Source organism: Neobacillus rhizosphaerae (assembly GCF_937468385.1).
Lineage (GTDB): Bacteria > Bacillota > Bacilli > Bacillales > Cytobacillaceae > Neobacillus > Neobacillus rhizosphaerae.
Window position 1 is genome coordinate 62011 of sequence record NZ_CALBWS010000022.1, and the last position, 24116, is coordinate 86126.

The window sequence follows — 24116 nt, forward strand, 5'->3', positions numbered from 1 at the left end:
GAAGGCACCTATTAAGATGCTTTTTTAGTTTTTTGACCACTTGACTTATTAAAAAATGATATATATTTTAGTTTGTGTAAATATTCCGAAAATATGTAAAAAAGCTTACTCAAAGAGTAAGCTCAACTTCCTTTATAAACACTATCACATGTTCCAGCTTTTGGTTCATAATAACAATGATTTTTATATTGACCAGATTGAGGTTGATCGTACCATGTTGGAGGGCATGGCGCATATGGATTAAAATACCAAAGGGCATATTTCCCTGGGTGTTCTCTCCAATAATCCAAATTCTGTTTTGCTAATCTTTTTTCAGCAGTTCTCGCTCTTTGATAAAATACATTACCTTTTTGAACAGCTTCAAAAGAAAAATTTCCTCCTTGTACTTGATAAATGACATGTGGAATTGCTCTTAAATTTAAAAAGTCTAAACAATTTGCTTTAAGACGATTAACAATTACATTTCCAACATATAACATTCCTTGTTTTCCTTCACCTTCCGCTTCTGCTCTCATCATCCTTGCCATTAAGTCAACGTCTGAACTTCGGTAATTTACTCTTGGCATTTTTTCACCCCCAAAATATAGTATGAAAAAAAGCCTACATTGATGTCGCTGTTTATAAAATAAGAATGCTTAGTTTTTAAAGCTTACATTTTTAACGTAAGATGAAAACTATGGCATTCTTTTTTATACCTTTATTCAACTAACTTCCTGTTAGTGGAAAATAAGAAAAAAAGCATTACTATTGTTCCAGTAATGCACCTTTTAGTTCAATAAGAATTCAGGAATTAATATATTTTAAATAATGTAGTTATCATATTCGTTGGGAATTAAAATATTTCCCTTAATTCATCATCTGATAATTGCTTATTAGTTTTATCATAATAAAAAATTTTAGGGCGTTGAAGTATATCGTCTGGTATGTTTTTGTAATTATAAAAAAATTCGTCTTTTGATACATTAATAGGATAACTATATGTCATTGTGTAATCGACTTTAACATCAATATGGTCAATCATTAGTTCAGGGTTTTTACCCATTACAAGGAAATAGCGACCTTTATTGGTTTTTATATCTTCAAAAGTATACGCATTAAGATCACCATAGCTTGCCTGTTTAATCCTTAATTTATTATTCCGACCTTTAACCAATTGAGCATTACCTATTACTTTGTTCTCCAATTCGAACAAGACCATATATGAACTAGAACTACCTAACTTTTTAATATCAAAAATTTTAGGATTAAGATTGCTACCATCATTACGATTTAGCCAATTCTTTAAATTATATTGAATAGAACTTTCGTTAAATCCTATAGAATACTTTCTATTATACTCCTGCTGGTTAATATAATGGCCAAAATAAAGAGCACTGCTAAAGACAAAAACCAATAAAATTAAATACATTAATTTTTTTCTCAATAAATTTCCCCTCCATTCCTGTTTATCAGTTTTTAATGACTTTAACCAATCACATTCTGGTAATACCAAGTGCTTAATTATTTGTAGGATGGAACATAAGCAAAATATCTTACATTTATTCCATTCTATTCCATCCTTATATTCTTCTTTCCTTCTTTAACTCCTGCCTTGTTAGCTCAATAACAAAAAAAGGATCACCACAGCAATCTTCTACTTAAACTCTAGCGCCTGTTAGCCCAATAATCCAATCACCTAGTAATGAATCCTGATGTGTTAAGAATTAAGTCAACTGTATCGAAACTTCTATATGTAACAACTGAGATGCGTCTTTCTGAGTCGTTGAATAAACATATATTAAATAAGGATTTAAAGGAGTTGAAAAAGTTGAAGAAAATAAAAATCTTGTGCTCTAGTTTCATAATTGTTTATTCAGTTTTACTGCTATGTTCATTTCAATAAAAATATGTGAGAATAATTTAACAGTATAGAGAGGGATTTCCAAATGACAAAAGACAAAAATTTGTACATTAATTTTAGCATAAATATCCAATAGTCCGACATTTCCATACTCAGTTAAATGCTTTTGTATCATAATTTACAAGTAAATGAAAAATCCTATCTCCTTTTTCTTGTTTATGAAGGTATTAAAAATAATTACCCTTCCCCTCATCACCGCAAAATGTGACAATAATAAAGAAAAAATAAACTTTTAACTATGGTGCCCCGTCTAATATTAAGACTAGAAAGGAGTGGCTCATCCTGGAAGAGTTTGTTGCCGACTTAATCAAATTGGAAGATGATGAAATACTTTTTAATGAAATCATGACAAGATACGGTCAAGATATCTTGCAGCTTGTATTTTCATATGTGCGAAATAAACAATTGGCCGAGGATTTAACGCAGGATATATTTGTAAAGTGCTACAAAGCGCTTCATACATACAAACAAAACGCTAAACTGAAAACCTGGCTATTTAAAATTGCCTCAAATCATTGCAAGGATTATTTACGAAGCTGGTATTTCCGAAAAGTGATCGCAACCGAAAAGATGGCTGAAATGACCGTTTCATCCGGCCAAAATGTCGAACAAGCTGTCCTTGAACATGAAGAGGAACAAACAATTGCGAATGCCGTTTTGAAGTTACCAATGAAGTATCGTGAAGTCATCTACCTTTTCTATTTTGAAGATATGTCGTTGAAAGAAATTGAATCCGTCTTGGATGTGAATCAAAACACCGTTAAATCAAGATTAAAGCGTGCAAAATCGTTATTAAAAGAAGAACTGGAGGACTTAGATGGTGGAAAATAAACTAAGAAATCTAAAACAATCGATGAAGAACACTGTTTTTAAAGATTTAGTGTTTACCGAAAAGCACCAAGAAACAATTCAACGAAATAAAAAACAGGAAAATGTAATCGAAGTCGTCCTTCAGCTTCTCGGTACTGAAAAAACCGGAATAGAATTGGTCCAGCTATTAAGAGCAAGAAATCTTTCAAAATTTGAGGGTCAAGAAGGATTGATCTACACGATGCTGCACCAATTGGAACAGGATGCCTTGTTAACAAGCCGCTGGAATGAACCTTTTAAGTATTATGTCATAACTCAAAAGGGTAGAAAATCGTTGAAAAAGTTCGAAGAAAAAAGATGTTCGGAATGGCCTTCTCTCAAAAGACTAGTTGAAGGTGAAAGCTCATGATGAAAAAAGAATTCCTCGATTCGGTCATGACCCACGTCCGTTCAAAAGATATCAAAAAAATAGTTAGCAAAGAGCTTGAACAGCATATTAAAGTAAACATAGAACATTACTTAAAAGAAGGATACTCAGAGGAAGTAGCAGAACAAAAAGCTGTCGAGCAAATGGGCAGTCCGCTGGCAATCGGAACAAAATTTAATCAGATTTACAAACCTAAGCTGGACTGGGGATTAGTTCTTTTATATTTAACTGTTTTAGGGCTAGGAACCCTTCCATTAATCGCCCTTAAAAACACAGACTTACCAATATACTGGGGGCCAAAAGTATATGGCATTTCACTTGGAATCCTAATCGTCGCTATATTACTATGTTTTGATTATAAAAAATGGGAACGAAAAGGCTGGATCTTATTTACAATTGGAACTATAATTCTTTTCATTGCCGGTGGTAATGCCATGATGCCTCCTTTGCTAGTTAGTATTAATGGTCGTCCCCATTTTCACATTGGGCCATTTATAACCGACACAACTATAGTACTTCCCTTTTATCTTGTAGCCTGGGCCTCATTTTTTAAGAATCACAAACTGAAAATATGGCTGCTGGGGATTCTGTTTATTGGTACTTTACTCTTGTTTTTTGGCACCACAAATTTTCCTGCAGTTAGCATTTATATCTTAATGGTGCTGACTATGTATTGTTTTAGCGGCAGAAAACATATTTTTAAAACAACCATTCTAACCAGTATTGCGGGGCTAATAGGGTTAACTGTAATTTGGCAAAGAATGTACCCTTTTCAAAAAGAACGAATTTACGCTTTTTTGGATCCACAAAGCTACTCTTCAACTACTGGGTATATTCCCATTCAAATTGAAAAAATTCTCAAGGAAGTGACATGGGGATTTCAAGCGATACCGAAAAACGCGCTATATCCTGAACTCCATACGGATTTTGTTTTTCTAACATTAAGTTATTCTTATGGCTGGGGTTTCTCGCTGTTCCTTTTAGCAATATTAACAGTAATCTTAATAAAAATGGCCCTTATGACGGCAAAGATAAAGGACGAGTTTGGTAAGCTGCTAATCATCGGCGGACTAACCATCTATTCAGCCCAGCTGCTTTACAACATTGGCATGATATTTGGATTCCTGCCAATTATCCGTATGTCGCTGCCATTTATTAGCTATGGCACCGTCCCGATCTTGATAAACAGTTTGGTAATCGGAATAGCACTGAGCATTTATCGGAGGAAGAATTTGATTTGTAACTAGACTGTTTTCCCTGATAATTCACCATGTTCCTCATAATGGCAAACAGAGAACCTTGGGAAGAGATGTGAATAAAACATTGTACTTGATTAATGGAAGATTCCTTATTATTCTCGGAATAATAGGTTATCTTGTTGTAAGAAGTATTCTTATTGGAGTAAAACATAAAAACAATAATCCGATATATTGGTTAATGGAAGTCATCAACTTCCTCTTTGTTTTATACCTACTATTGGTTGTGTCAGTGACACTATTTCCACTGGCATTATGGATAGATTTTAATATCGAGCATATTAAATTTGGGTTAAATCTGATTCCTCTTGTTTCAACCATAAAAGATATCAGTAATATTGGCACTGCTTATGATGGTGATGCTGCGTTTATGTTTGGACTAATCATTAAAAATGTAGGCGGAAATATTTTATTATTAATGCCTTTAGGTGTATTAGCACCCCTAATATCTAATAAGTATATACATTTTAAAAATATCGTGAAACTAGGTTTTTTGATATCAATCAGCATTGAATCTATTCAGTTTATTGAAATAGTTGCAGGCGGTTATGGTCGTACAGTTGATGTGGATGATGTAATTTGTAATGTTATAGGTGCTAGTATCGGATACCTAATTTATAAAATTCTAATTCGATTAATAAATAAGTATCAGATAAAAGCTTTACTAACAATGGATCCTGAGAAAATGAAAATGTAGATTTGTTCCATTTTGCTCATAAAAAGAAGGGGGGAATTAGTAGTTCCACCCTCTTTTTTGGATTGGTATTTCTTGATTCTGTTGAATAAACATGACTTCACAAACGATTGAATGTCTGAACAATTAAATAACCTCCATACCATTAAAAGTATCATTATAGTCATTTCGTACACTTTTGAATTCCGCCCACCCCATCGTCATTCCTCCAATAATTTTTCTTTTTTTCACAACAGTACCAAATTATACCACTAAAGCATCTAGCAAGGTTCATATATCAGAAAAAAGAACCTTTGATCAATAGTCAAAGGTTAAAAGGAGAACAAAGTAGTCATGACTAAGTTCCCGAATAGGAGGTCTAAACTCAGAAGAATTTAAACACCTTCATTTTATCATTCTCGGAATATTCATTCAATCATTTAATGCTGTAAAGAGTAAAAGTTAGTTCAAATGGTATACAATTGTTACAAGCCAATTGCTTAAAAAATATTGTTGTTGACATACATGTATATACAAGCTAAAATGAAAACGCAATCAAAACTTGTATATACAAGCGGTTTGAGTTTTTTAAAACGCACAAATGCCTGTATATAAAGGATAAAAAAAGAGATAGAAAATTGGGGTTAACCCATTAAAACAGGGGGAAAGACAAATGAGTAAGTACGCAGATACTTCAAAAGAGTTACTGAAGCACATTGGCGGTAAAGAAAACATTGCAGCCGTTACCCATTGTGTGACGAGAATGCGGTTTGTTTTAAATGATCCATCCAAGGCAGATATTAAAGAAATTGAATCAATAAAACTTGTAAAAGGTACCTTTACCCAAGCGGGACAATTTCAAGTAATCATCGGCAATGAAGTCTCAAGCTTTTACAACGACTTTGTCAAAATTGCCGGTGTAGACGGGACCTCCAAAGAAGAAGCCAAAGTAGCAGCGAAGCAAAATATGAACTGGCTGCAAAGAATGATTGCCCATCTTGCTGATATCTTCACACCATTAATCCCTGCCCTTGTTGTCGGAGGTTTGATCCTCGGTTTCAGAAATGTTATTGGGGACATCAAATTACTTGATGATGGGACCAAAACGATAATTGAAGTATCCCAGTTTTGGGCGGGTGTTCATTCATTCCTTTGGCTGATTGGCGAAGCAGTATTCCACTTCCTTCCAGTCGGAATTACCTGGTCGGTGACGAAGAAAATGGGTGGTTCACAAATTCTTGGTATCGTCCTTGGTATCACACTCGTTTCTCCACAATTGCTAAATGCTTATGGGGTTGCGGGTGCAAAGGATATTCCAGTATGGGATTTCGGTTTTGCCCAAATTAAGATGATTGGGTATCAAGCACAGGTTATTCCTGCCATTTTAGCCGGATTACTGTTAGCTTTCTTAGAAACCAGACTTCGTAAAATTGTTCCAAATTCAATTTCGATGATTGTTGTACCGTTCTTTGCCTTACTTCCAACAGTATTAATCGCTCATACTGTATTAGGTCCTATCGGCTGGAGCATCGGTTCTGGAATTTCACATGTTGTTTATTCTAGCTTAACATCTTCATTTGGCTGGATATTTGCAGCAATCTTTGGTTTTGCTTATGCCCCACTTGTTATTACAGGGTTGCACCATATGACAAATGCGATTGACCTTCAGCTTATGAGTGAGCTTGGTGGAACCAACCTATGGCCAATGATTGCCCTATCAAATATTGCCCAGGGTTCTGCGGTTCTAGCGATGATTTATATTAATCGAAAAAATGAAGAAGAAAAGCAAGTATCGATTCCGGCTGCTATCTCCTGTTACCTTGGCGTTACAGAACCAGCCATGTTTGGAATCAACTTGAAATATGGATTCCCATTCTTAGCCGCAATGATTGGTTCAATGGTTGCTGCCGTTATTTCAGTGGGGAGCAAGGTGATGGCTAACTCCATCGGGGTCGGCGGTCTTCCTGGATTCTTATCGATTCAGCCGCAGCATATGATGATGTTCGCCATTTCCATGGCCGTTGCGATAGCCGTTCCCTTCATTTTGACAATTGTATTTGCAAAAACAGGAATGAATAAATTTTCTTTTAAAAAATAAAATAAAACTCCAGTAATGGAGGGAGATGCCTCCCTCCTTTTTTCTCATTAAAATAAAAGACTCAATTCTAAAAGATTGTTGCTATCTTTGAAACGCTGATAAAACACGTAAATTCGCTGATAAATGACTTGGACTCGCTGATAAAACGAATTATTCGCTGATATATCACTAAAAACCGCTGATAAAGTTATTTTTTCATTAAAAAATGACTTTTTAGCTTATAAACTTGGTTAAACACAACATTGTTTACGAAAATAGCAAAAAAAAATCAGGTAGGTGTTAAAATTGCAAAAGCCATGGTGGAAAAAAGCAGTCGTCTATCAAATCTATCCAAAAAGCTTTAATGACACGACGGGAAATGGGATTGGCGACATTCAAGGTATTATTGAAAAACTCGACTATTTAAAAAAACTCGGTATTGATGTCCTCTGGCTCACTCCGATCTATCAATCTCCTCAACGTGATAACGGGTATGATATAAGTGATTATTATTCTATTCATGAGGAGTATGGGACCATGGATGACTTTAATATGCTTTTGGATGAAGCACATAAACGGGACATGAAAATCATCATGGACATCGTCATCAACCACACTTCAACAGAACACGAGTGGTTTAAGCAAGCCAGGTCTTCTAAAGAGAATCCCTACCGTGACTTTTATATCTGGAAGGATGGCAGTAATGGCGAACCTCCGACAAACTGGGAATCCAAGTTTAGTGGTTCTGCTTGGGAATATGATGAAACCACTGAACAATATTACCTTCATTTGTTCGATGTCAGTCAAGCAGACTTAAACTGGGAGAATGAAAAGGTCCGTGCGGCTTTATATGAAATGATGCATTTCTGGCTAAATAAAGGCGTGGACGGTTTCCGTCTTGATGTTATTAATCTCATTTCCAAACATCAGCAGTTTCCTCAGGATAATAGTGACGGACGCAAATATTATACAGATGGGCCGCGCATCCATGAGTTTCTACATGAGATGAATGAAAAGGTTTTTTCAAAATTCGATATCATGACTGTCGGCGAAATGTCGTCTACATCCATTAATAACTGTATTAAATACACCAGCCCTAGCCAAGAAGAGTTAAATATGACCTTCAGCTTCCATCACCTGAAAGTTGATTATCCTAATGGCGATAAATGGACCAAAGCAGATTTTGATTTTCCATCCTTGAAACAGATTTTGTCTCAGTGGCAGGTGGAAATGAATCAAGGAGGCGGCTGGAATGCCCTTTTTTGGTGTAATCATGACCAGCCCCGTGTAGTCTCCCGTTTCGGAAACGATATAAAGTATCATAAAGAATCTGGAAAAATGCTAGCAACAGCAATGCATATGATGCAGGGCACTCCATATATTTACCAAGGGGAAGAAATCGGGATGACCAATCCGAAATTCGATTCGATTGATGAGTATCGCGATATCGAGACATTGAATATTTTTAACATCAAGAAAAATGACGGGTTGGACGAGCAAGAGATTATTGAAATCCTGAAACAAAAATCGCGGGACAATTCCCGGACACCTGTACAATGGAATGCGGGAAAAAACGCTGGATTCACAACCGGAACCCCTTGGATTGGCACAGCTGCGAATTATAAGGAAATTAATGCTGAAAAAGCCACGCAGGATGCAGACTCTATTTTTTATTACTATCAAAAGTTAATCCAATTAAGGAAAGACTATGATATCATTACAGCCGGTGATTTCGAACTTATTTTAGAAAATGATCCGGAAGTATTCGCCTATTTACGGACGAGCGAGAAGGAAAAATTGCTTGTCATCAATAATTTTTATGAAAAAGACAAGGTATTTGTCCTCCCTGCTCATTTACGTCTTGATGACTATGATAGTAAGGTGTTAATCTCTAACTATGAGGATTCTGCTTCAATTGAACAGGAAATTCTCTTACGGCCATATGAGTCGATTGTGTATCACCTGAAAAAATGAACGGAGTTGTCTTTATGACAAACAAGTACCTAACGATCTATAACAACATTGTCGAGCAAATTAAAAGCGGAGAGATTCTGCCTCAGACGCTTCTCCCCTCTGAAAACGAGTTAAAGGATCAATTCGATACCTCGAGGGAAACGATACGTAAGGCGCTAAACCTGCTCTCACAAAATGGCTATATTCAAAAAGTTAGAGGAAAAGGTTCGATAGTCATTGACATCAGTAAATTTGATTTTCCTGTTTCCGGACTGGTCAGCTTTAAAGAATTAGCGAAAAAAATGGGCAGCAAACCAAAAACGATTGTCAATGAGCTCGAGTTAATCAAACCAGATGTCTTTATTAGAAAGCAGCTACAACTTTCTAGTAAAGACATCGTCTGGAAGGTTATTCGCACACGGGAAATGGGCGGAGAAAAAATAATTTTAGATAAGGATTTCTTATATAAAAAATACGTTCCAAACCTAACAGAAGAAATTTGTGCCGATTCGATTTATCAGTACCTTGAAAATGAATTAAATCTGACGATTAGCTTCGCTAAAAAGGAAATTGTTGTAGAGGAACCTACAGAAGAAGACCGGACCCTGCTGGATCTGGAGGGATTTCACAATGTAGTGGTTATCAAAAATTATGTATATTTAGATGATGCTACCCTCTTCCAATATACAGAATCGAGGCATCGTCCTGATAAGTTTCGCTTTGTCGACTTTGCACGGAGAACACGCTAGTTTCATCAATGCCCAAAAAATGAGGAGACCTATTTTCACGTTTGGGTCCCCTCTTTTCTATCTTCAAAATACTTATTTTTTTCCTGCTCTCCAACTCATCCCCCAGTTAAAGGCGCGATCCATCTGTTCATGTCCGCCGTAATATTCAACCAATCTTTTTACGTTAAATGTTTGATTTTGAACATTTTCAACCATTGCAATTGCACACATAATTTTCTATCATTTTGGAAATTCTCCCATCTAGTCTTGAGGAAAAACGTAGGGAAATTTGTTACAATGAGAATACCAATTACTGAGGTGATCTCTATGTGCGGCCGATTTACATTAACTGCTACATTCGAAGAAATAATCGATCGTTTCGATATTCAATCCTTTATGGAGGAAGAACTTTATTCGCCCAGCTATAATATTGCCCCGTCTCAAGCAGTCCTAGCCGTTATCAATGACGGAAAATCGAACCGAATGGGGTTTTTAAAATGGGGTCTCGTTCCCTCTTGGGCAAAAGATAGGGCCATTGGCAATAAAATGATCAACGCTCGGTCCGAGTCATTAACTGAAAAGCCCAGCTTCCGTAATGCATTCAAAAAGAAACGTTGTTTAGTCATTGCCGATAGCTTTTATGAGTGGAAACGCCATGAGGATAAAACGAAAACCCCCATGCGCATTAAACTAAAGTCAGATGAAATGTTTGCCATGGCCGGCATTTGGGAGGGCTGGAAATCACCGGAGGGAAAAACGCTTTACACATGCTCGGTAATTACAACTGGTCCAAATGACCTGATGAAAGGTATTCATGATCGGATGCCAGTCATTTTAAAGCCAGAGGATGAAAAAATTTGGCTTGATCCATCCATTTCTGATAGCAAATTTCTACATCAATTCCTTGTCCCTTTCGATGACAATTTAATGGAGACGTACGAAGTATCTTCTCTTGTGAACTCACCTAAGAATAACTCAGTTAATCTTATTCAAAAGATTTGTTAAAAATACTTTTTCAACATGGACAAGTTCACTACATGCAGGTACAAGCTACATCATATGCTGTACTAACCCATAAAGATTTTCCTTCTTTCAAAAGTGGCTCTGGCCGCTTTTTTTTTTGTACTCCCTTCATTGTGGTGTACTTCAACAATCTGGTGGAAAAATCTGATAAAATGCAACTTATCAGCGTCTTTTTCTAGTTTATCAACGAATATGTCGCTTTTATCAGCGAATCTAAAATTGAGTGTCAGCTAATTCCAAAGCACCAATCTTTTAAAGAAAAGCGGTACGAAAAAACCCCCATTTCTGTGAACTGGAGTTATGTTATGTAAAAAATGCTCATTTAATTTTCCCGGTAAAATCTTAAACAACTTTTGAAAAAATCTTTTAATAAACTTAAATACAGAACCAAGAAAGTGAAAAAATCCTTCAAAAACAACTTCAACGATGAATTCAACAATTATTTCAAACAAAAACTGCATTTTAGAATTTCTTCTCCTTCAATAAACCGATTCTATTAACACGCCAAAATTAATTAATCATGTTGGGCTTAAACAATCTGGTTTGAAATGCTCACAAATTCAAATGATAAATGAACAGCAGCCCCTTACTCCCCATCGCCCGCGCTCCTTTATCGATAAATCCGCCTTTTTTATATACATGCTGTGCCAATGTATTTTGTTGATTTACAGTTAATATTACTTCATTTATCTCTGGAAAATGTTTGTTTACAAAATCGGGCAGCAATTGTAATGACCTTTGCGCTATCCCTTTCCTTTGAAAGGATGAATTTACTGAATAGGCCCTAAGAAGAAGCGCCTTTTTATTATCTGTATACTCTTTAACACCTTCCCATCCATGCAGGACAAAAAAGCCCGCTGGTTTTTCATCATAAAGAATCATTACCGGGAAGCGGTCAGTATCATTTTCACATGCTACAATAGCATCCAAAGGGTGTGCAGTATATTGTAGTTGCTCGTCTGATAAAAAATAATGTTTTAATTGAGGACGAATCTCAGAATGATAAAATTCTAAACAGGTGATTTCGTTTGAAATAAAAGATCTATCCATTTATTTCCTCCTTGTTTTCCCTATCGATTTCAACTCTCTTTATGAGTATCCCACCAATCTCTTACTTCAAAAATACCGCTTACTTCCCTTTTTGCTTTTTCGAATACCTCTACTGTTTCATCAGTCGAATAGGAAAGAATATAATGGGACGGTGTTTGACTAAGAATCCGAAAGGAACTGATTTCCCCATCCTGCATTTCAACCATATATACCTTTCCACTCAAAACCTCATTAGTTAGACGCAAATTTTTCATAGACAATCATCCCCTTAAACTACTTTATTATCACATTAACAGATTTCAACCTTCAGGACTGAAAAAAAATTGAGCGGATTTTGAAAATTAATAAATTTACAGGTTAAGCTAACGGGTATAACTCAACTTCCAAAAAAATCGATAAAAATCACCTATTATTATCCTTCTTTCATCTTTATTTGAAAAGGACAACTTTCGATTTATTAAAAGAAAATATGAAGCAGTCATTTCGACTGCTTCCGTAGATTGGATTTCGCGGCTATTTGTTTCTTTAAGAGACCAAAGAAAAGTGCAAAGAATGCACTTAGTACCATCCCCATACAGAAAGTAATCCAATTAAAATAAATCGTATTCGTATACTGATTGTACCAGCCAAAACGATAAATTCTCGATTTAGGTTCCTCTGGTCCTCCACCCAACAGATGGACCAGATTGTTAATAAAGTCCACTTCAACGAAGATTAAAATGATAAGGGCAATAACCAATAATATTATCAGATGAAGACGGTGCTTGAGTTTTATCTCACAAGCTGCCACGATAGACCATCGAAAAAGATTAAAGAGAAATAGGAGATAAAATAAAACAGTTGGCACCATGAACAGGATGGCAATATTTCCATTTCCCGAAATGTGAGGTGGTTCAATCGTACTCAAGTCAATCAAAATAAATCCCATAATACTTAAAACCATTAACATAATACAAAAGACTAAATATACTGTGCTCTTCCTCATGTGATTAGCCCCCTTTCTATCAACCTCACTCATATCCTTTCATATTGTTCATTTATGCATGAATTCTTTGATTAATAACAACTCCCGAAAAAATTTAAAAATAATCAAGGTAATTGGCACCTTCATTAAACAGAAGTTCATTAATCAGCAAAATTTAGGAAATATAAGCATAATCGAAAATTTGGAAGGTAGGTATGATTACTCGTGGGGATAAAGTTAAAAAATGGATCTATTACCTGATAAAACTTAGGGATAAAGTCTTTACTCCGTTTGCTATATTGTACATTTTAATGGCCGCGTTGGGTGTTTATTTAATAGAGCCAAAAACGTTTGAATCATATCTAACCTCTGTTTATTGGGTTTTGATAACACTTGCTACGGTTGGTTTCGATGACTACACTCCATAAAGAGACAATCATCAATTAAACTCAAATTCTATCCAATAATGGGATGCAGCGATGGCATCCCGCCATTTATTCAAATGGAAAAATAATAAAAGGAATTGGAAACTTTTATGAATCCCATTTTTTCATACAATCTTTGGGCGGTTATGTTATCGATGGCTGTTTCAAGCAAAATTCCTTTTGCGCCCGTTCCTTCTGCAAAGTGAATCGCGTTTTTTATTAATTTCTCTCCTAAGCCCTTTCCACGGACATGTTCCTTCACATATAAATCATTTAAGACCCAAGAACGCTTCATACTAACTGATGAAAACGATGGATATAGCTGAACAAAACCAACCGGATTAACATCATCATAGGCAATGAATACTACCGATTCCTTGTTTGTGAACCTAGCTTTCAAAAACTCCTTTGCCCCCTCCATGTCAGACTTTTGTTCATAAAAGATTCTGTACAAATCAAATAGTTCCGTTAAAGAATCAAGGTCATTTACTGTTGCTTTATGTATAATCATTTTGAAAATCTCCCTTTTTATTTGGCTTTTCCTATGAATTTATCCATTTAACCTATTTTTGGATGAAAATCATTTAAATAACATCACTACATATAATCGAGATCAACATCCAAAATTCAGTATTCTACATTTTATATTCTTTATCTTTCATTAAATTCCTTCTTAAACCAAGTTTATTAGGAATAATTTCAATAACACCCTTTTTATAAATTAATAATTATTGATATTGTAAAAAATTACATAGCAAACTGTTCTGTACATTCAATATTCCTCTATTATTTTCAAAATATTGCCAGTGTCCATTTTCTATAAGAACTTGATTCATGCTCATAACGAGACTATGCGATAAGTATTTTCCGTTTTGCTGAAAGAATTAGATACTTATATGTTATTAATGAGAAAAACCTTGATTTTATTCAAGGTTTTTTTCATTACTGTTGAAATCATAAAAGAGGTCAGATTTACAAACTGTTTGATTTGAATACTATTTATTGTAACTGAGGACACTTAAAGCTTCCATCAATACTGGCCTGGAAAACCGCCCATTCCTCCATGACCGTGATAACCGCCACAGCCTCCGTGGTGCCATCCTCCATGACCGTGATAACCGCCCCATCCTCCGTGGTGCCATCCTCCGTGACCGTGATAACCGCCCCATCCTCCGTGGTGCAAGCCATGTCCCATGTATCCTCCCATGCCACCATAGCCACCCATTCCTGGGTATCCTCCCATGCCACCATAGCCACCCATTCCTGGGTATCCTCCCATACCATCATAGCCACCCATTCCTGGGTATCCTCCCATGCCTCCGTAGCCACCCATTCCTGGGTATCCTCCCATGCCTCCATAACCACCCATTAATTGTCTCATATCATTCATTCGAGCATCTCTCCTTTATTTAGGTTACAGTCTAGACTATGTTGAAACTACGAAAAGGCATAGGCAGGTGTCCTGTTTTTACGAAACAAATTGGGTGACGTCAGGTAGAGAATTGAATGTTCACATTGTCCTACAACCTTATTGAGCAATCCGGTACCGACTTTATGTTTTTTTCTCGATTAATTGTTACAGTTCCTTAATCATTCATGAATCAATCTCGTCGCAAGTATTACTGCACAGAGGAGCAGATTATCTTGTTGAATATTGATGCATGGTTACTCAGAAAACATCAAAAAGGATAGATGGAAGCCGCAACTACAGCTTCCGTCTACCCTATATTTTTTCATATGGATTGATATTAAAGAATTATTCGTTCTCCATTTTATCTTTATTGAACCACAGTGGTTCTTCGTCATCGACTTCTCCATTATAGTTGATTAGAATCTCTTCCCCTGCTTTAATATCCTTATAAGCATAGAAGTCAAACGTGTGGTTCGGAAAGTTAATTTCATAAATAGCATTTGGCTGATAGGAATGATTGAACAACATTCCATAGCCTAAGAGGAAGGCTGTATGGTTTTGGCCATACTCAAAAGCATAATCAGCTAGTAATGTTTTCTCAATATGAACATGTTCCCGATTGGGATAAGGAATAACAGGAGCCTCATGAATTAGCTCACCTTTTGCAATATCACGAGTTGCAAATACCCCTCTATTTAACTCTCCATCACTCAATTTCGAAGTCTTTACCTCAATCATGTTAATCACCTATAAATTCTTTCATTAGAAGATTTTTTATCTTCTTAAGATTGCCAGTAAATAAGGAAGAAAGCAAATTTTTTTTCTAATCATGGTGCCTGACACCAATTTGTAAATTGTGGGAATTTATTGTTTTTCAAAATAAATACAAAAAAACAACCTATTATTTCCATAACCCGGGATAAAAAGTGTACTATTTTCGATTAATCAACATAAAATGGAATATACGTTCGTAAGGAGGCGAGGATTTTGATAAAAAACAATGAGTCCTTCATTACAGGTGAAATGTTGGTCAAGTATTACGAACTGAATAAGAAGAAAAAGGAAATAGAAGTTGAGATGAATCAATTAAAGGATGTTTTTCAAACTTATTTTAATAACCTGGTTGGTTCTGAAAAGAAAGGGGAAATTACGATCAGCGGCTACAAGCTCCAAAGACAAATTCGAAAAACAGAAAAATATAATGAAGACGAAACGATTAAAAGATTAGAAGAGCTACAGATGAATGACCTAATTCAAGTAGTTAAAAAGCCGGATGATGTAAAAATAAAATCAGCTCTTAATCTTGGATTATTAAATCCCAATCATCTAGAAGGTTGCATCATTACGACCTATTCACCAGCAATCTTGGTAAAACCGTTAACACCAAGATAATGGTATTCAATGTGACTGTAGCTGGTAAATCGCAAATAAAACGCTTGGGATATTGACCCCAGGCGTTTTGCTTTTTATTTAGAAACCTATTACATTTTAAAAAAATGATAAGGATATCGCTAGCTATCATAAAGCTAGCAAAGTGATATATAAGTGATAACCACGAGCACCAATTAATCTAGCTCTTTCATATTGCTTATTAATATCCCCTAAACTATTGGACGCAGGTGCTAGACAAATTTCAAAGTTCAAATTTTTGTACAATCTTATTTTATACAAAAAGCAGACCCTTTTTGATTAAACAAAGGTCTGCTTTCCAAGATAATTATTCACCTAAATCGACATTGTGGTAAACTTGCTGCACGTCATCAAGATCTTCGATGACATCAATCATTTTTTCAAATTTTGCTAGTGCATCCTCTGGAAGTGTGATTTCATTTTGCGCAAGCATCGTTAATTCAGCAACGGTAAATTCAGTAACACCTGCATTCCTAAATGCTTCCTGCACGGCATGGAACTGGTCAGGCTCGGCATAAACGATAACTGAATCTTCCTCCTCTAAAATGTCGCGTACGTCCACATCGGCTTCCATTAATAGTTCAAGCACCTCATCGGCTGTTTTCCCTTCCACACCGATAACCGCCGTTGCATCAAACATATAAGCAACGGAACCACTCACACCCATGTTCCCGCCGTTTTTGCCAAAGGCAGCACGTACATCAGAGGCTGTACGATTCACGTTGTTCGTCAGTGCGTCAACGATAACCATGGATCCATTGGGACCGAAGCCTTCATAACGAAGTTCAGTATAGCTCTCTTCTGAACCACCCTTTGCTTTTTCAATCGCTCGGTCAATAATGTGTCTTGGTACATTGTACGTTTTTGCCCGCTCTAGAACGAATCTTAGAGCCTGATTTGATTCAGGATTTGGTTCACCCTGCTTAGCGGCTACAAAAATTTCAACACCAAATTTTGCATAGATACGACTTGTATTTGCATCCTTTGAAGCTTTCTTTTCCTTAATATTGTTCCATTTACGTCCCATATGAACACTCTCTTTCCGCTTTGAATCTACACAAAATAATTATAATGAAAAAAGCTTCCATTTCAATACTTTTTCAAAATAACAATCAGGAGTTCGTTGCATAATTCTATTGTTGAAGACGTTGCAATCTTTCACAGATAATATTATACCTTAATTGCATCATTTGTTAAGTGTGTAATAATTCAAAAAGGACAAGAAATTCTAGAGTTAGAGACAAAAAGGATAAATCAACAAAGATAGGAGGACGAAATCTTATCATTTCGCCCGCTTCATTTAGACTTTATTTTACTACACCAGCATCTGAAACAAGGTGCTATCCTTATTTACCTCCCGATATATGAAGCCTTTCGTCTTAATCCGATCAATTAATGGAAAGTAGTCCTCTTTATCCTTCAGTTCGATACCAACTAATGCTGGTCCCGTTTCTCGATTATTTTTTTTCGTATATTCGAAATGGCTAATATCATCATTTGGACCTAGGACGTCAAATAAAAATTCACGTAGGGCTCCAGGTCGCTGCGGGAATTGAACAATAAAATAATGCTGTAGTCCTTCATAAAGCTTGGAACGCTCTTTAATTTCCTGCATCCTGCCAATATCATTATTACCGCCGCTTACGATACAAACGATTGTTTTGCCTTTAATTTCATCTGCATATGTATCTAAAGCTGCAACGGAGAGGGCTCCCGTCGGCTCAACAACTATGGCATTTTCATTGTATAGCGATAAAAGCGTGGTACACACCTTCCCTTCTGGTATAACAATAATATCGTCAACGATTTCCTTACAGATGCTAAAGGTCTTTGAGCCGACTGTTTTTACGGCGGCACCATCAACGAATGGATCAATTTTTTCAAGTGGACTTACTTCCCCTTTTAAAATCGATTCCTTCATCCCTGCTGCCCCTTCAGGCTCGACACCAATTAATAGCGTTTGCGGAGAAAAGTGTCTTAAGTAGGTTCCGACCCCAGCGAGGAGGCCGCCGCCGCCAATTGCCGCAAACAGATAATCAATTTTTTCAGGACAATCGGAGAGCAGCTCCACGGCTACCGTCCCTTGTCCGGCAATCACTTCAAAATCATCAAAAGGATGAATAAATGCACGGTTTTCGGCCTGGCTACAAACCATTGCATTTTCATAGGCGTCGTCAAAGGTGTCACCTACTAAGACAATCTCAACACTGTCTTTACCCCAAAATTTGACCTGATTTACCTTTTGCTTTGGAGTGGTACTTGGCATGAAGATTTTTCCATTAATATTTAACAGCTGGCAAGAATAGGCTACCCCTTGGGCATGATTACCGGCACTTGCACAAATAATACCGTTTTCTATCTCTTCAGAGCTAAGTTTTTTGATTCGGTTGTAGGCCCCGCGGATTTTAAACGAGCGAACACTTTGCATATCCTCTCGCTTTAAATAGACATGGCAGCCATATCGTTCGGACAATAAATGATTATATTGCAGGGGAGTTGGCGAAATTACATCCTTAATCGTATGACTGGCAATGATAATATCCTCCACATTAAATGGTCTTTTTTCGACTTTTTGATTCATTTTCCTTTTACCCTCCCAGTTTTTGTAGTTCCAGTTGATTGAAAAAACGAATAAATTATAGCAATGTCCTTTTAAACGACAAAAAACCCGCCCCAGTGTATAGGGACGAGTTAACTCGCGATACCACCCTACTTCCGCAACAAATAATTGGCTGCGGCTCTCGATCGACGCACAAATACATTGTACGCGTTCCATTTTAACGGCGGACTTTACCGGCCTAGCTTACCTTTACTCTCGGCTAAGCATCTCGGAGCTGATCTTCAGATATTCCTGCCATCGACTCCCACCAACGTCGACTCTCTTTGGTACACGGACATACCCTACTCTTCTCGTCATCGATTCTTCTTAAATTATAAAAATAAGGGTAACACGAGAAAAGAAAGTCGTCAATATTTTTTGATTATTTTAATTATTTTGTAAATTATAAAGCGCTTTCATCAAATGGTGCCTGACACCATTTGTGTTATAATCACTTTAAATAGAGTGATAATTCAGGAATTTAGAAGGAGTGAAAGAAATGATTATTCCCTACAATGGCATTTCCCCCTCCATCCATGAATCTGTATTCGTGGCCCCTGGTGCTTATATCATTGGTGATGTTAAAATCGGGAAGGATTCTTCAGTCTGGTTTAATGCGGTTTTGCGGGCCGATGATGGACCAATTGTTATTGGGGAAAGATGCAGTATTCAGGATAATACCACGATACATATGTTTGAAGCATGCATCATAGAAGATGATGTGACAGTCGGTCATAATGTCATTTTGCATGGGTGTAAAATTGGCAGGAGTTCCATAATTGGTATGGGATCAACACTTTTAGACAATGTAGAAGTTGGTATGGATTGTATCATTGGGGCAAATACTCTGCTTGCCGGAGGAATCAAAATCCCGCCCCGCTCTCTCGTTCTTGGCTCACCGGGGAAAGTCGTGCGGGAATTGACCGAAAAAGACTTACAAATGCTGCAAATGTCCAGTGACCACTATGTCCAAAAAGGACGAGAATTTAAGGAATTGCTAAAATAACTACACACCTAAAACCATCTATATAACTGGAAAAAGAGGTGCTGAATGAAGCACCTCTTCTTCCAAAGAATGAATCCAATATTTAAAGTGTCACAATAATTGGGCCCTCTTTAGTGAGAATCATTGTATGTTCATACTGGGCGACAAAGCTTTTTTCAGTTGCATAGGTCCATTCGTCATCCAATTGAAATACTTCCTCTTCAAGTGTTGAGATAAATGGTTCAAAAGCGATAACCATACCCTCCTTAAGCAATTCATCATCCCATGGCTCAAAATAATTATATACATAATCAGGTGATTCATGGATGGAGCGGCCAATCCCATGCCCTGTTAGGTTCTTGATTACTGTTAATCCATGCTGCTTCGCCGTTTGGTATACGACTTTTCCGATCCCGCTTTTTTTAGAACCCGGCTTGCATTTCTTAAGCCCTTCTTCAAAGGCCAATTTAGCAACTTCGCATATTTTTGTTAACAATTCATCTCCTTCACCGACAACGATAGAGATCCCTGTATCTGCGAAATAGCCATTCTTGGACCCTGAAACATCAATATTAACTAAATCCCCTTCCTGGATAATTCGATCTCCCGGAATTCCATGTGCCACTTCTTCATTCACACTAATGCAAGTGTACCCTGGAAAATCGTATTCACCCATAGGAGCTGAAACGGCCCCAGCCTTTTCAAAAAGCTCTCCAGCAAGTGTATCAAGTTCTTTAGTCGTTACGCCAGGTAACGCCCTTTGAACCAACTCATCCCTTATAGAGGCAACAATCCTGCCAATTTCCTTTAAACCATTAATATCTGCTTCTGTTTTTGCAATCATCGTTTTTCCCCACTCATTAAATTATTTACATCCATTATTATATTGTACTTTTATTTTTAATAATAGCCAAAATTAAAGGAAGCCTACTCGCCTACTTCCCCCAAAAACGAAGTTCTAAATAAAAAGTTATTACTTTCAATATACCTTCTTTTCATATTCAATAAGAGTTAATCGATCATTAATGACATATTCCCTGGTTTTTTTATATCCAAATTTTTCATAAAAATGACAATTTCGAGCATTATCCTTTGGCGTGTCAAGACACCATTTCTTTACTTGTGGAAATTTCTTTTCGATAGTTGAAACAATCGTGCTCCCTAAACCCCTATTTTGACAGCCTGGACTTAGAAAAATCCGAAACAATCGATAATGGGTATCCGATATTTTCACTATGCAGGCACCACCAGCTATTTTACCATCAACAAATATGGTGTAATGAAAGGAATGGTTGATTTTATACTTGAAAAAATCCAAGGATTCGGCAGCTGGGCTAGTATCATAATCTCGATACTTTTTCAAATCAGATTGAAAAGCTTCTTTTTGGATTTTTAACAACGCTTCTGCCTCTGCCATTTTTGTCTTTGAAAATTTAAAATCCATTTTCTCACCTCTGACTACATTTCAACCAGTATATGCAATTTCACAGTACTTGAAATGACAACTAAGTATTTCCGTTTAAAAGGGTGTGAAACATGCTGCAAGTATATCCAAAAGATAATAAAGGGAATAACCTAAAAAATAAATGGAACATTCATGGGGATTGACAAAGGTTAAGAATCATTATAAGATACAAAACGTAACAATTACGATTTAAAGACTATATCAATCTTTTACTTTACCAATAAATACTTACTCTTAATCGTAACTATTCTAATTTATAAAAATGAAAGAAAGGGATGAAGACAATTGAAAAGACTTTTTTTTCCATTGATAATTTTTGTATTAATCTTAAGTGGCTGCTCCAATGCTGTTCAGACTAAAGGAGAAAATGCGAATGAAAAAACAAAAAAACTACATATCGTAACCACCTTCTATCCAATTTATTTTTTTACCCAACAAGTGGCTGGCAGTGCTGCAAACGTTGAATTATTAATCCCAAATGGTGTTGAACCCCACGACTGGGATCCAACTGCAAAGGATATGGCTAAAATCCAAGACGCAGATCTTTTTATCTATAACAGTCGGTACTTTGAAACCTGGGCGGAAAAAGTACTAAAAAGTATTAATCAATCAAACTTAAAGGTTATTGAGGCTTCCAAAGGGATAGAATTGATAAATGCAGACTCGGAAGAGCAAGACCATCATTCCGAACATAGCACTTCTAAAGATCCTCATGTCTGGCTGTCTCCTCTATTAGCAGGGCAAGAAGTTGATACTATTGCTCAAGCAATTGAAAAGAGAGACCCCAAAAATAAGGAATTGTATCAAAAGAATGCCGAAGCTTTTAAGTCTCAACTTTCTGAATTAGATCGCTTATACAAAGCAACCGTTGTTCAGGCAAAGAACAAGGAATTTGTTACACAGCACGCTGCATTTGGCTATTTGGCGAAACAATATGGCTTAACGCAAATTGCGATTGCAGGACTATCCCCTGACGTTGAACCATCTCTTGGAAAATTGAAAGAATTAACGGATTTAACAAAGAAGAAAAATGTAAAGATTATTTATTTTGAAGGACTTACTTCTTCTAAAGTGGCTCAGACATTAGCCAATGAAATTGGAGCAAAAACAGAAGTCTTAAATCCATTGGAGGGCTTAACAAAAGAAGAGCAACAAAAAGGGATGAACTATATAGATGTGATGAAAAAAAATCTAGAGTCGTTAAAAAAATCACTATTAGATTAACACTCTATATTTCACTTGAACCTTCGAATAGATTCAGGTTATACGAATAAATTAGGACTGCAGAGCATAAATCTATTTAATAACCTAAAATTAGGGGGTTATTATGTTGGATGCACTTGAAATCTTTATTTGGATCCTATTATCGCTCTTAACCATTTCCTTTATTTTTTCATTATTCTTAGTCGCAAGAAAGCCGATGGCTGGAAAACGAAAGAAAGATAAAAGGTTCAGTGAGTATATGTAACGGTGTCAGGCACCAAATAAAACAGACCGAACACTCGTCCGGTCTGTTTTCTGATTTATGATCTAGGATGGACTTTCACTCAAAGCACCCGTTTTAGCCGGGATGAGGAAACTCAACATTACGGTAACGAGACTCAAACATAGTGCGTAAAGAAACACGTTTTGCATCCCGATGACAATGTTCGCTGCATGGTTAAGAATCAGCCCCATTACCGTAACCCCGATAGAGGTTCCAATATTTCTCAAGAACATTTGCAGTGAAGTCGACACCCCTTTGATGGAAGAATCAGCAAATTCTTGAGAAGCAATCGTTCCAACCGCAAATAATAAACCAAAGGAAAATCCCTGTATAGTCAAAATGATAAACAAATTAGTATAGGATAAATCCTTTATGAATATAAACAATGCCAGTCCGGAAATAGCTGTAATCAAGCTTCCAGTGATAAACAAAGGTTTATAACCAAAACGGAGAATCCAATTTCCTGCAGGAGTACTGCCAAACATCCACCCCACGGCAATACTTAAGAGAATCAAGCCGCTTTTATAAATACTCATATGAGCGCCTTCCTGAAGAAACAACGGAATAAAATTCGACGTTCCGAAAAAGGACAAGCAATAAACTAACATGAAAAGGTTGGTCATCAGAATACCTTTATTTTTAAACAGCGCTACTGGAAGGAATGGATGTGTTTCTTTCCTTTCCACTAATGCAAATACAATCAAACCAATAAAACCAATGATAACGTACCAAATGGAATTACTCATGTTCGTTGCTAACAATAAGAGCGTAATGGAAGCTCCGAATAAGAAGAAACCTTTAAAATCGATATGAGTCTTTTTAAATTCAATTTGTTCCTTATAAGGAAGCAAGCAAAGCACAGTGGCAATGCCAATCGGGATATTGATAAAGAAAATCCATCTCCATGTCAATGCTTCTACAAAAAACGAGCCCAATACAGGACCGACAATCGAAGATAGGGCCCAAATACTGCTAAATACCGCTTGGATCCTGCCGCGCTTTTCAATAGTAAACAAGTCACCTACGATGATCATCGAGAGCGGAACCATGCCACCAGCTCCCAACCCTTGAACGCCCCTGTAAATAACGAGCATAACCATTGAATTCGCCATTCCACAAAGGATCGAGCCAAGAGTGAAAATCCCAACAGATATTATTAATAGCCTTTTTCGTCCATACATATCAGATAGTTTCCCATAAAGCGGGACCGTCACCGTACTTGCTAACATATAGACAACAAAAATCCAGGCAAATAGCTCCATTCCTCCAAGCTGTTTTACAATTGTTGGGCTCGCCGTTTGCATAATATTGGCATCCAGTGCCGAAATAAGGGTTGTAATCACAAGCCCCCAAAATACAAATTTATTTTTCCCCATAGAAACCTCCTAAGTTGATAAACCAGTTGAATATTTCCTCTTTTTTACATATTTTTTTACACTTCAACCATTATAACAAAATTTCTCGAAATATATTT

At 36.5% G+C, this 24116-nt stretch carries 28 protein-coding genes and 1 other annotated feature; of the genes, 13 read left to right on the forward strand and 15 right to left on the reverse strand.

The features are described from left to right. Positions 1 to 122: 122 nt before the first annotated feature. The gene (locus M5A78_RS16050; RefSeq protein WP_248736287.1) at positions 123 to 566 is read right to left on the reverse strand and encodes a cell wall hydrolase; all 444 of its coding nucleotides are present in this window, start codon (positions 564 to 566) and stop codon (positions 123 to 125) included. A 266-nt stretch (positions 567 to 832) separates the two neighbouring features. Further along, on the reverse strand, positions 833 to 1423 hold the full coding sequence (locus tag M5A78_RS16055; protein ID WP_248736288.1) for a hypothetical protein: 591 nt from the start codon (positions 1421 to 1423) through the stop codon (positions 833 to 835). A gap of 759 nt (positions 1424 to 2182) precedes the next feature. Here M5A78_RS16055 and M5A78_RS16060 point away from each other — a divergent pair. The 7 genes from M5A78_RS16060 (at position 2183) to treR (ending at position 9845) form a co-directional block, all read left to right on the forward strand. Continuing rightward, the gene (locus tag M5A78_RS16060) at positions 2183 to 2731 is read left to right on the forward strand and encodes a sigma-70 family RNA polymerase sigma factor (protein ID WP_248736323.1); all 549 of its coding nucleotides are present in this window, start codon (positions 2183 to 2185) and stop codon (positions 2729 to 2731) included. Beyond that, on the forward strand, positions 2718 to 3119 hold the full coding sequence (locus M5A78_RS16065; RefSeq protein WP_248736289.1) for a PadR family transcriptional regulator: 402 nt from the start codon (positions 2718 to 2720) through the stop codon (positions 3117 to 3119). Before M5A78_RS16060 ends, M5A78_RS16065 begins: the two co-directional genes overlap by 14 nt. Then, entirely contained in the window at positions 3116 to 4384 is a 1269-nt protein-coding gene (locus M5A78_RS16070; protein WP_248736290.1) for an FtsW/RodA/SpoVE family cell cycle protein, read from the forward strand. Before M5A78_RS16065 ends, M5A78_RS16070 begins: the two co-directional genes overlap by 4 nt. Positions 4385 to 4460: 76 nt before the next feature. Then, positions 4461 to 5090, forward strand: coding sequence for a VanZ family protein (locus M5A78_RS16075; RefSeq protein WP_248736324.1), 630 nt, complete (start codon positions 4461 to 4463; stop codon positions 5088 to 5090). 649 nt (positions 5091 to 5739) lie between these two features. Beyond that, a complete protein-coding gene (gene treP, locus M5A78_RS16080) occupies positions 5740 to 7164 on the forward strand; it encodes a PTS system trehalose-specific EIIBC component (protein ID WP_248736291.1) in 1425 nt (474 codons plus the stop codon). A gap of 285 nt (positions 7165 to 7449) precedes the next feature. Further along, positions 7450 to 9117: an alpha,alpha-phosphotrehalase gene (gene treC / locus M5A78_RS16085; protein WP_248736292.1), complete on the forward strand. Its 1668-nt coding sequence runs from the start codon at positions 7450 to 7452 to the stop codon at positions 9115 to 9117. Positions 9118 to 9131: 14 nt separating this feature from the next. Beyond that, complete coding sequence (treR, locus tag M5A78_RS16090) at positions 9132 to 9845, forward strand: trehalose operon repressor (protein WP_248736293.1); 714 nt, start codon at positions 9132 to 9134, stop codon at positions 9843 to 9845. 72 nt (positions 9846 to 9917) lie between these two features. On the opposite strand, the gene M5A78_RS16095 is transcribed toward treR, so the two are convergent. Beyond that, positions 9918 to 10055, reverse strand: coding sequence for a hypothetical protein (locus M5A78_RS16095; protein ID WP_248736294.1), 138 nt, complete (start codon positions 10053 to 10055; stop codon positions 9918 to 9920). 96 nt (positions 10056 to 10151) lie between these two features. On the opposite strand from M5A78_RS16095, the gene M5A78_RS16100 reads away from it, so the two are divergent. Beyond that, positions 10152 to 10829, forward strand: coding sequence for an SOS response-associated peptidase (locus tag M5A78_RS16100; RefSeq protein ID WP_248736325.1), 678 nt, complete (start codon positions 10152 to 10154; stop codon positions 10827 to 10829). Positions 10830 to 11077: 248 nt separating this feature from the next. Here the strand turns inward: M5A78_RS16100 and M5A78_RS16105 are convergent, their stop codons facing one another. From M5A78_RS16105 to M5A78_RS16120, 4 genes are all read right to left on the reverse strand, one after another. Then, the gene (locus M5A78_RS16105; protein WP_248736295.1) at positions 11078 to 11308 is read right to left on the reverse strand and encodes a hypothetical protein; all 231 of its coding nucleotides are present in this window, start codon (positions 11306 to 11308) and stop codon (positions 11078 to 11080) included. Between the two features lie 91 nt (positions 11309 to 11399). Then, positions 11400 to 11897, reverse strand: a complete 498-nt coding sequence (locus M5A78_RS16110; protein WP_248736296.1) for a GNAT family N-acetyltransferase — start codon at positions 11895 to 11897, stop codon at positions 11400 to 11402. A 29-nt stretch (positions 11898 to 11926) separates the two neighbouring features. Further along, positions 11927 to 12151, reverse strand: coding sequence for a hypothetical protein (locus M5A78_RS16115; protein WP_248736297.1), 225 nt, complete (start codon positions 12149 to 12151; stop codon positions 11927 to 11929). 224 nt (positions 12152 to 12375) lie between these two features. Then, positions 12376 to 12882: a hypothetical protein gene (locus M5A78_RS16120; protein WP_248736298.1), complete on the reverse strand. Its 507-nt coding sequence runs from the start codon at positions 12880 to 12882 to the stop codon at positions 12376 to 12378. A gap of 194 nt (positions 12883 to 13076) precedes the next feature. Here M5A78_RS16120 and M5A78_RS16125 point away from each other — a divergent pair, with 194 nt between their 5' ends. Next, positions 13077 to 13289, forward strand: a complete 213-nt coding sequence (locus tag M5A78_RS16125) for an ion channel (protein ID WP_248736299.1) — start codon at positions 13077 to 13079, stop codon at positions 13287 to 13289. A gap of 70 nt (positions 13290 to 13359) precedes the next feature. On the opposite strand, the gene M5A78_RS16130 is transcribed toward M5A78_RS16125, so the two are convergent. The 3 genes from M5A78_RS16130 to M5A78_RS16140 all read right to left on the reverse strand — a co-directional run bounded on the left by M5A78_RS16130 (position 13360) and on the right by M5A78_RS16140 (position 15435). Beyond that, on the reverse strand, positions 13360 to 13797 hold the full coding sequence (locus M5A78_RS16130) for a GNAT family N-acetyltransferase (RefSeq protein WP_248736300.1): 438 nt from the start codon (positions 13795 to 13797) through the stop codon (positions 13360 to 13362). A 519-nt stretch (positions 13798 to 14316) separates the two neighbouring features. Beyond that, entirely contained in the window at positions 14317 to 14676 is a 360-nt protein-coding gene (locus M5A78_RS16135; protein WP_248736301.1) for a hypothetical protein, read from the reverse strand. 366 nt (positions 14677 to 15042) lie between these two features. After that, positions 15043 to 15435 (reverse strand): SET domain-containing protein, encoded by a 393-nt coding sequence (locus M5A78_RS16140; protein WP_248736302.1) that lies wholly within the window; start codon positions 15433 to 15435, stop codon positions 15043 to 15045. Positions 15436 to 15684: 249 nt separating this feature from the next. On the opposite strand from M5A78_RS16140, the gene M5A78_RS16145 reads away from it, so the two are divergent. Further along, entirely contained in the window at positions 15685 to 16089 is a 405-nt protein-coding gene (locus M5A78_RS16145) for a hypothetical protein (protein ID WP_248736303.1), read from the forward strand. A 325-nt stretch (positions 16090 to 16414) separates the two neighbouring features. Here the strand turns inward: M5A78_RS16145 and M5A78_RS16150 are convergent, their stop codons facing one another. Then, a complete protein-coding gene (locus M5A78_RS16150) occupies positions 16415 to 17134 on the reverse strand; it encodes a YebC/PmpR family DNA-binding transcriptional regulator (protein WP_248736304.1) in 720 nt (239 codons plus the stop codon). A 288-nt stretch (positions 17135 to 17422) separates the two neighbouring features. Continuing rightward, positions 17423 to 18688 carry a threonine ammonia-lyase IlvA gene (gene ilvA, locus M5A78_RS16155; protein ID WP_248736305.1) on the reverse strand — a complete coding sequence of 422 codons (1266 nt, stop codon included), beginning with the start codon at positions 18686 to 18688 and terminating at the stop codon, positions 17423 to 17425. Positions 18689 to 18786: 98 nt separating this feature from the next. Then, positions 18787 to 19033, reverse strand: a binding site (T-box leader). A 172-nt stretch (positions 19034 to 19205) separates the two neighbouring features. Between ilvA and M5A78_RS16160 the strand changes: the two genes are divergently transcribed. Continuing rightward, entirely contained in the window at positions 19206 to 19712 is a 507-nt protein-coding gene (locus M5A78_RS16160) for a gamma carbonic anhydrase family protein (protein ID WP_248736306.1), read from the forward strand. 82 nt (positions 19713 to 19794) lie between these two features. On the opposite strand, the gene map is transcribed toward M5A78_RS16160, so the two are convergent. After that, a complete protein-coding gene (gene map, locus M5A78_RS16165; protein WP_248736307.1) occupies positions 19795 to 20535 on the reverse strand; it encodes a type I methionyl aminopeptidase in 741 nt (246 codons plus the stop codon). A gap of 135 nt (positions 20536 to 20670) precedes the next feature. Beyond that, the gene (locus tag M5A78_RS16170; protein WP_248736308.1) at positions 20671 to 21135 is read right to left on the reverse strand and encodes a GNAT family N-acetyltransferase; all 465 of its coding nucleotides are present in this window, start codon (positions 21133 to 21135) and stop codon (positions 20671 to 20673) included. 306 nt (positions 21136 to 21441) lie between these two features. Between M5A78_RS16170 and M5A78_RS16175 the strand changes: the two genes are divergently transcribed. Then, positions 21442 to 22380 (forward strand): metal ABC transporter substrate-binding protein, encoded by a 939-nt coding sequence (locus M5A78_RS16175; RefSeq protein ID WP_248736309.1) that lies wholly within the window; start codon positions 21442 to 21444, stop codon positions 22378 to 22380. A 103-nt stretch (positions 22381 to 22483) separates the two neighbouring features. After that, the gene (locus tag M5A78_RS16180) at positions 22484 to 22624 is read left to right on the forward strand and encodes a hypothetical protein (RefSeq protein ID WP_248736310.1); all 141 of its coding nucleotides are present in this window, start codon (positions 22484 to 22486) and stop codon (positions 22622 to 22624) included. Between the two features lie 62 nt (positions 22625 to 22686). Here M5A78_RS16180 and M5A78_RS16185 read toward each other — a convergent pair whose 3' ends face one another. Beyond that, positions 22687 to 24018: an MDR family MFS transporter gene (locus tag M5A78_RS16185; protein WP_248736311.1), complete on the reverse strand. Its 1332-nt coding sequence runs from the start codon at positions 24016 to 24018 to the stop codon at positions 22687 to 22689. Positions 24019 to 24116 lie beyond the last annotated feature (98 nt).

Excerpts from the sequence above, each read along its gene's own strand:
- M5A78_RS16125 (WP_248736299.1), top strand. The coding sequence starts at position 13,077 with ATGATTACTCGTGGGGATAAAGTTAAAAAATGGATCTATTACCTGATA.
- M5A78_RS16115 (WP_248736297.1), bottom strand. The coding sequence starts at position 12,151 with ATGAAAAATTTGCGTCTAACTAATGAGGTTTTGAGTGGAAAGGTATAT.
- M5A78_RS16095 (WP_248736294.1), bottom strand. The coding sequence starts at position 10,055 with ATGTGTGCAATTGCAATGGTTGAAAATGTTCAAAATCAAACATTTAAC.
- M5A78_RS16110 (WP_248736296.1), bottom strand. The coding sequence starts at position 11,897 with ATGGATAGATCTTTTATTTCAAACGAAATCACCTGTTTAGAATTTTAT.
- M5A78_RS16160 (WP_248736306.1), top strand. The coding sequence starts at position 19,206 with ATGATTATTCCCTACAATGGCATTTCCCCCTCCATCCATGAATCTGTA.
- M5A78_RS16170 (WP_248736308.1), bottom strand. The coding sequence starts at position 21,135 with ATGGATTTTAAATTTTCAAAGACAAAAATGGCAGAGGCAGAAGCGTTG.
- ilvA (WP_248736305.1), bottom strand. The coding sequence starts at position 18,688 with ATGAATCAAAAAGTCGAAAAAAGACCATTTAATGTGGAGGATATTATC.
- M5A78_RS16100 (WP_248736325.1), top strand. The coding sequence starts at position 10,152 with ATGTGCGGCCGATTTACATTAACTGCTACATTCGAAGAAATAATCGAT.
- M5A78_RS16065 (WP_248736289.1), top strand. The coding sequence starts at position 2,718 with ATGGTGGAAAATAAACTAAGAAATCTAAAACAATCGATGAAGAACACT.
- M5A78_RS16130 (WP_248736300.1), bottom strand. The coding sequence starts at position 13,797 with ATGATTATACATAAAGCAACAGTAAATGACCTTGATTCTTTAACGGAA.
- M5A78_RS16180 (WP_248736310.1), top strand. The coding sequence starts at position 22,484 with ATGTTGGATGCACTTGAAATCTTTATTTGGATCCTATTATCGCTCTTA.
- treP (WP_248736291.1), top strand. The coding sequence starts at position 5,740 with ATGAGTAAGTACGCAGATACTTCAAAAGAGTTACTGAAGCACATTGGC.
- M5A78_RS16185 (WP_248736311.1), bottom strand. The coding sequence starts at position 24,018 with ATGGGGAAAAATAAATTTGTATTTTGGGGGCTTGTGATTACAACCCTT.
- M5A78_RS16105 (WP_248736295.1), bottom strand. The coding sequence starts at position 11,308 with ATGCAGTTTTTGTTTGAAATAATTGTTGAATTCATCGTTGAAGTTGTT.
- M5A78_RS16070 (WP_248736290.1), top strand. The coding sequence starts at position 3,116 with ATGATGAAAAAAGAATTCCTCGATTCGGTCATGACCCACGTCCGTTCA.
- map (WP_248736307.1), bottom strand. The coding sequence starts at position 20,535 with ATGATTGCAAAAACAGAAGCAGATATTAATGGTTTAAAGGAAATTGGC.
- treR (WP_248736293.1), top strand. The coding sequence starts at position 9,132 with ATGACAAACAAGTACCTAACGATCTATAACAACATTGTCGAGCAAATT.
- M5A78_RS16135 (WP_248736301.1), bottom strand. The coding sequence starts at position 14,676 with ATGAATGATATGAGACAATTAATGGGTGGTTATGGAGGCATGGGAGGA.
- M5A78_RS16120 (WP_248736298.1), bottom strand. The coding sequence starts at position 12,882 with ATGAGGAAGAGCACAGTATATTTAGTCTTTTGTATTATGTTAATGGTT.
- M5A78_RS16150 (WP_248736304.1), bottom strand. The coding sequence starts at position 17,134 with ATGGGACGTAAATGGAACAATATTAAGGAAAAGAAAGCTTCAAAGGAT.
- M5A78_RS16140 (WP_248736302.1), bottom strand. The coding sequence starts at position 15,435 with ATGATTGAGGTAAAGACTTCGAAATTGAGTGATGGAGAGTTAAATAGA.
- M5A78_RS16050 (WP_248736287.1), bottom strand. The coding sequence starts at position 566 with ATGCCAAGAGTAAATTACCGAAGTTCAGACGTTGACTTAATGGCAAGG.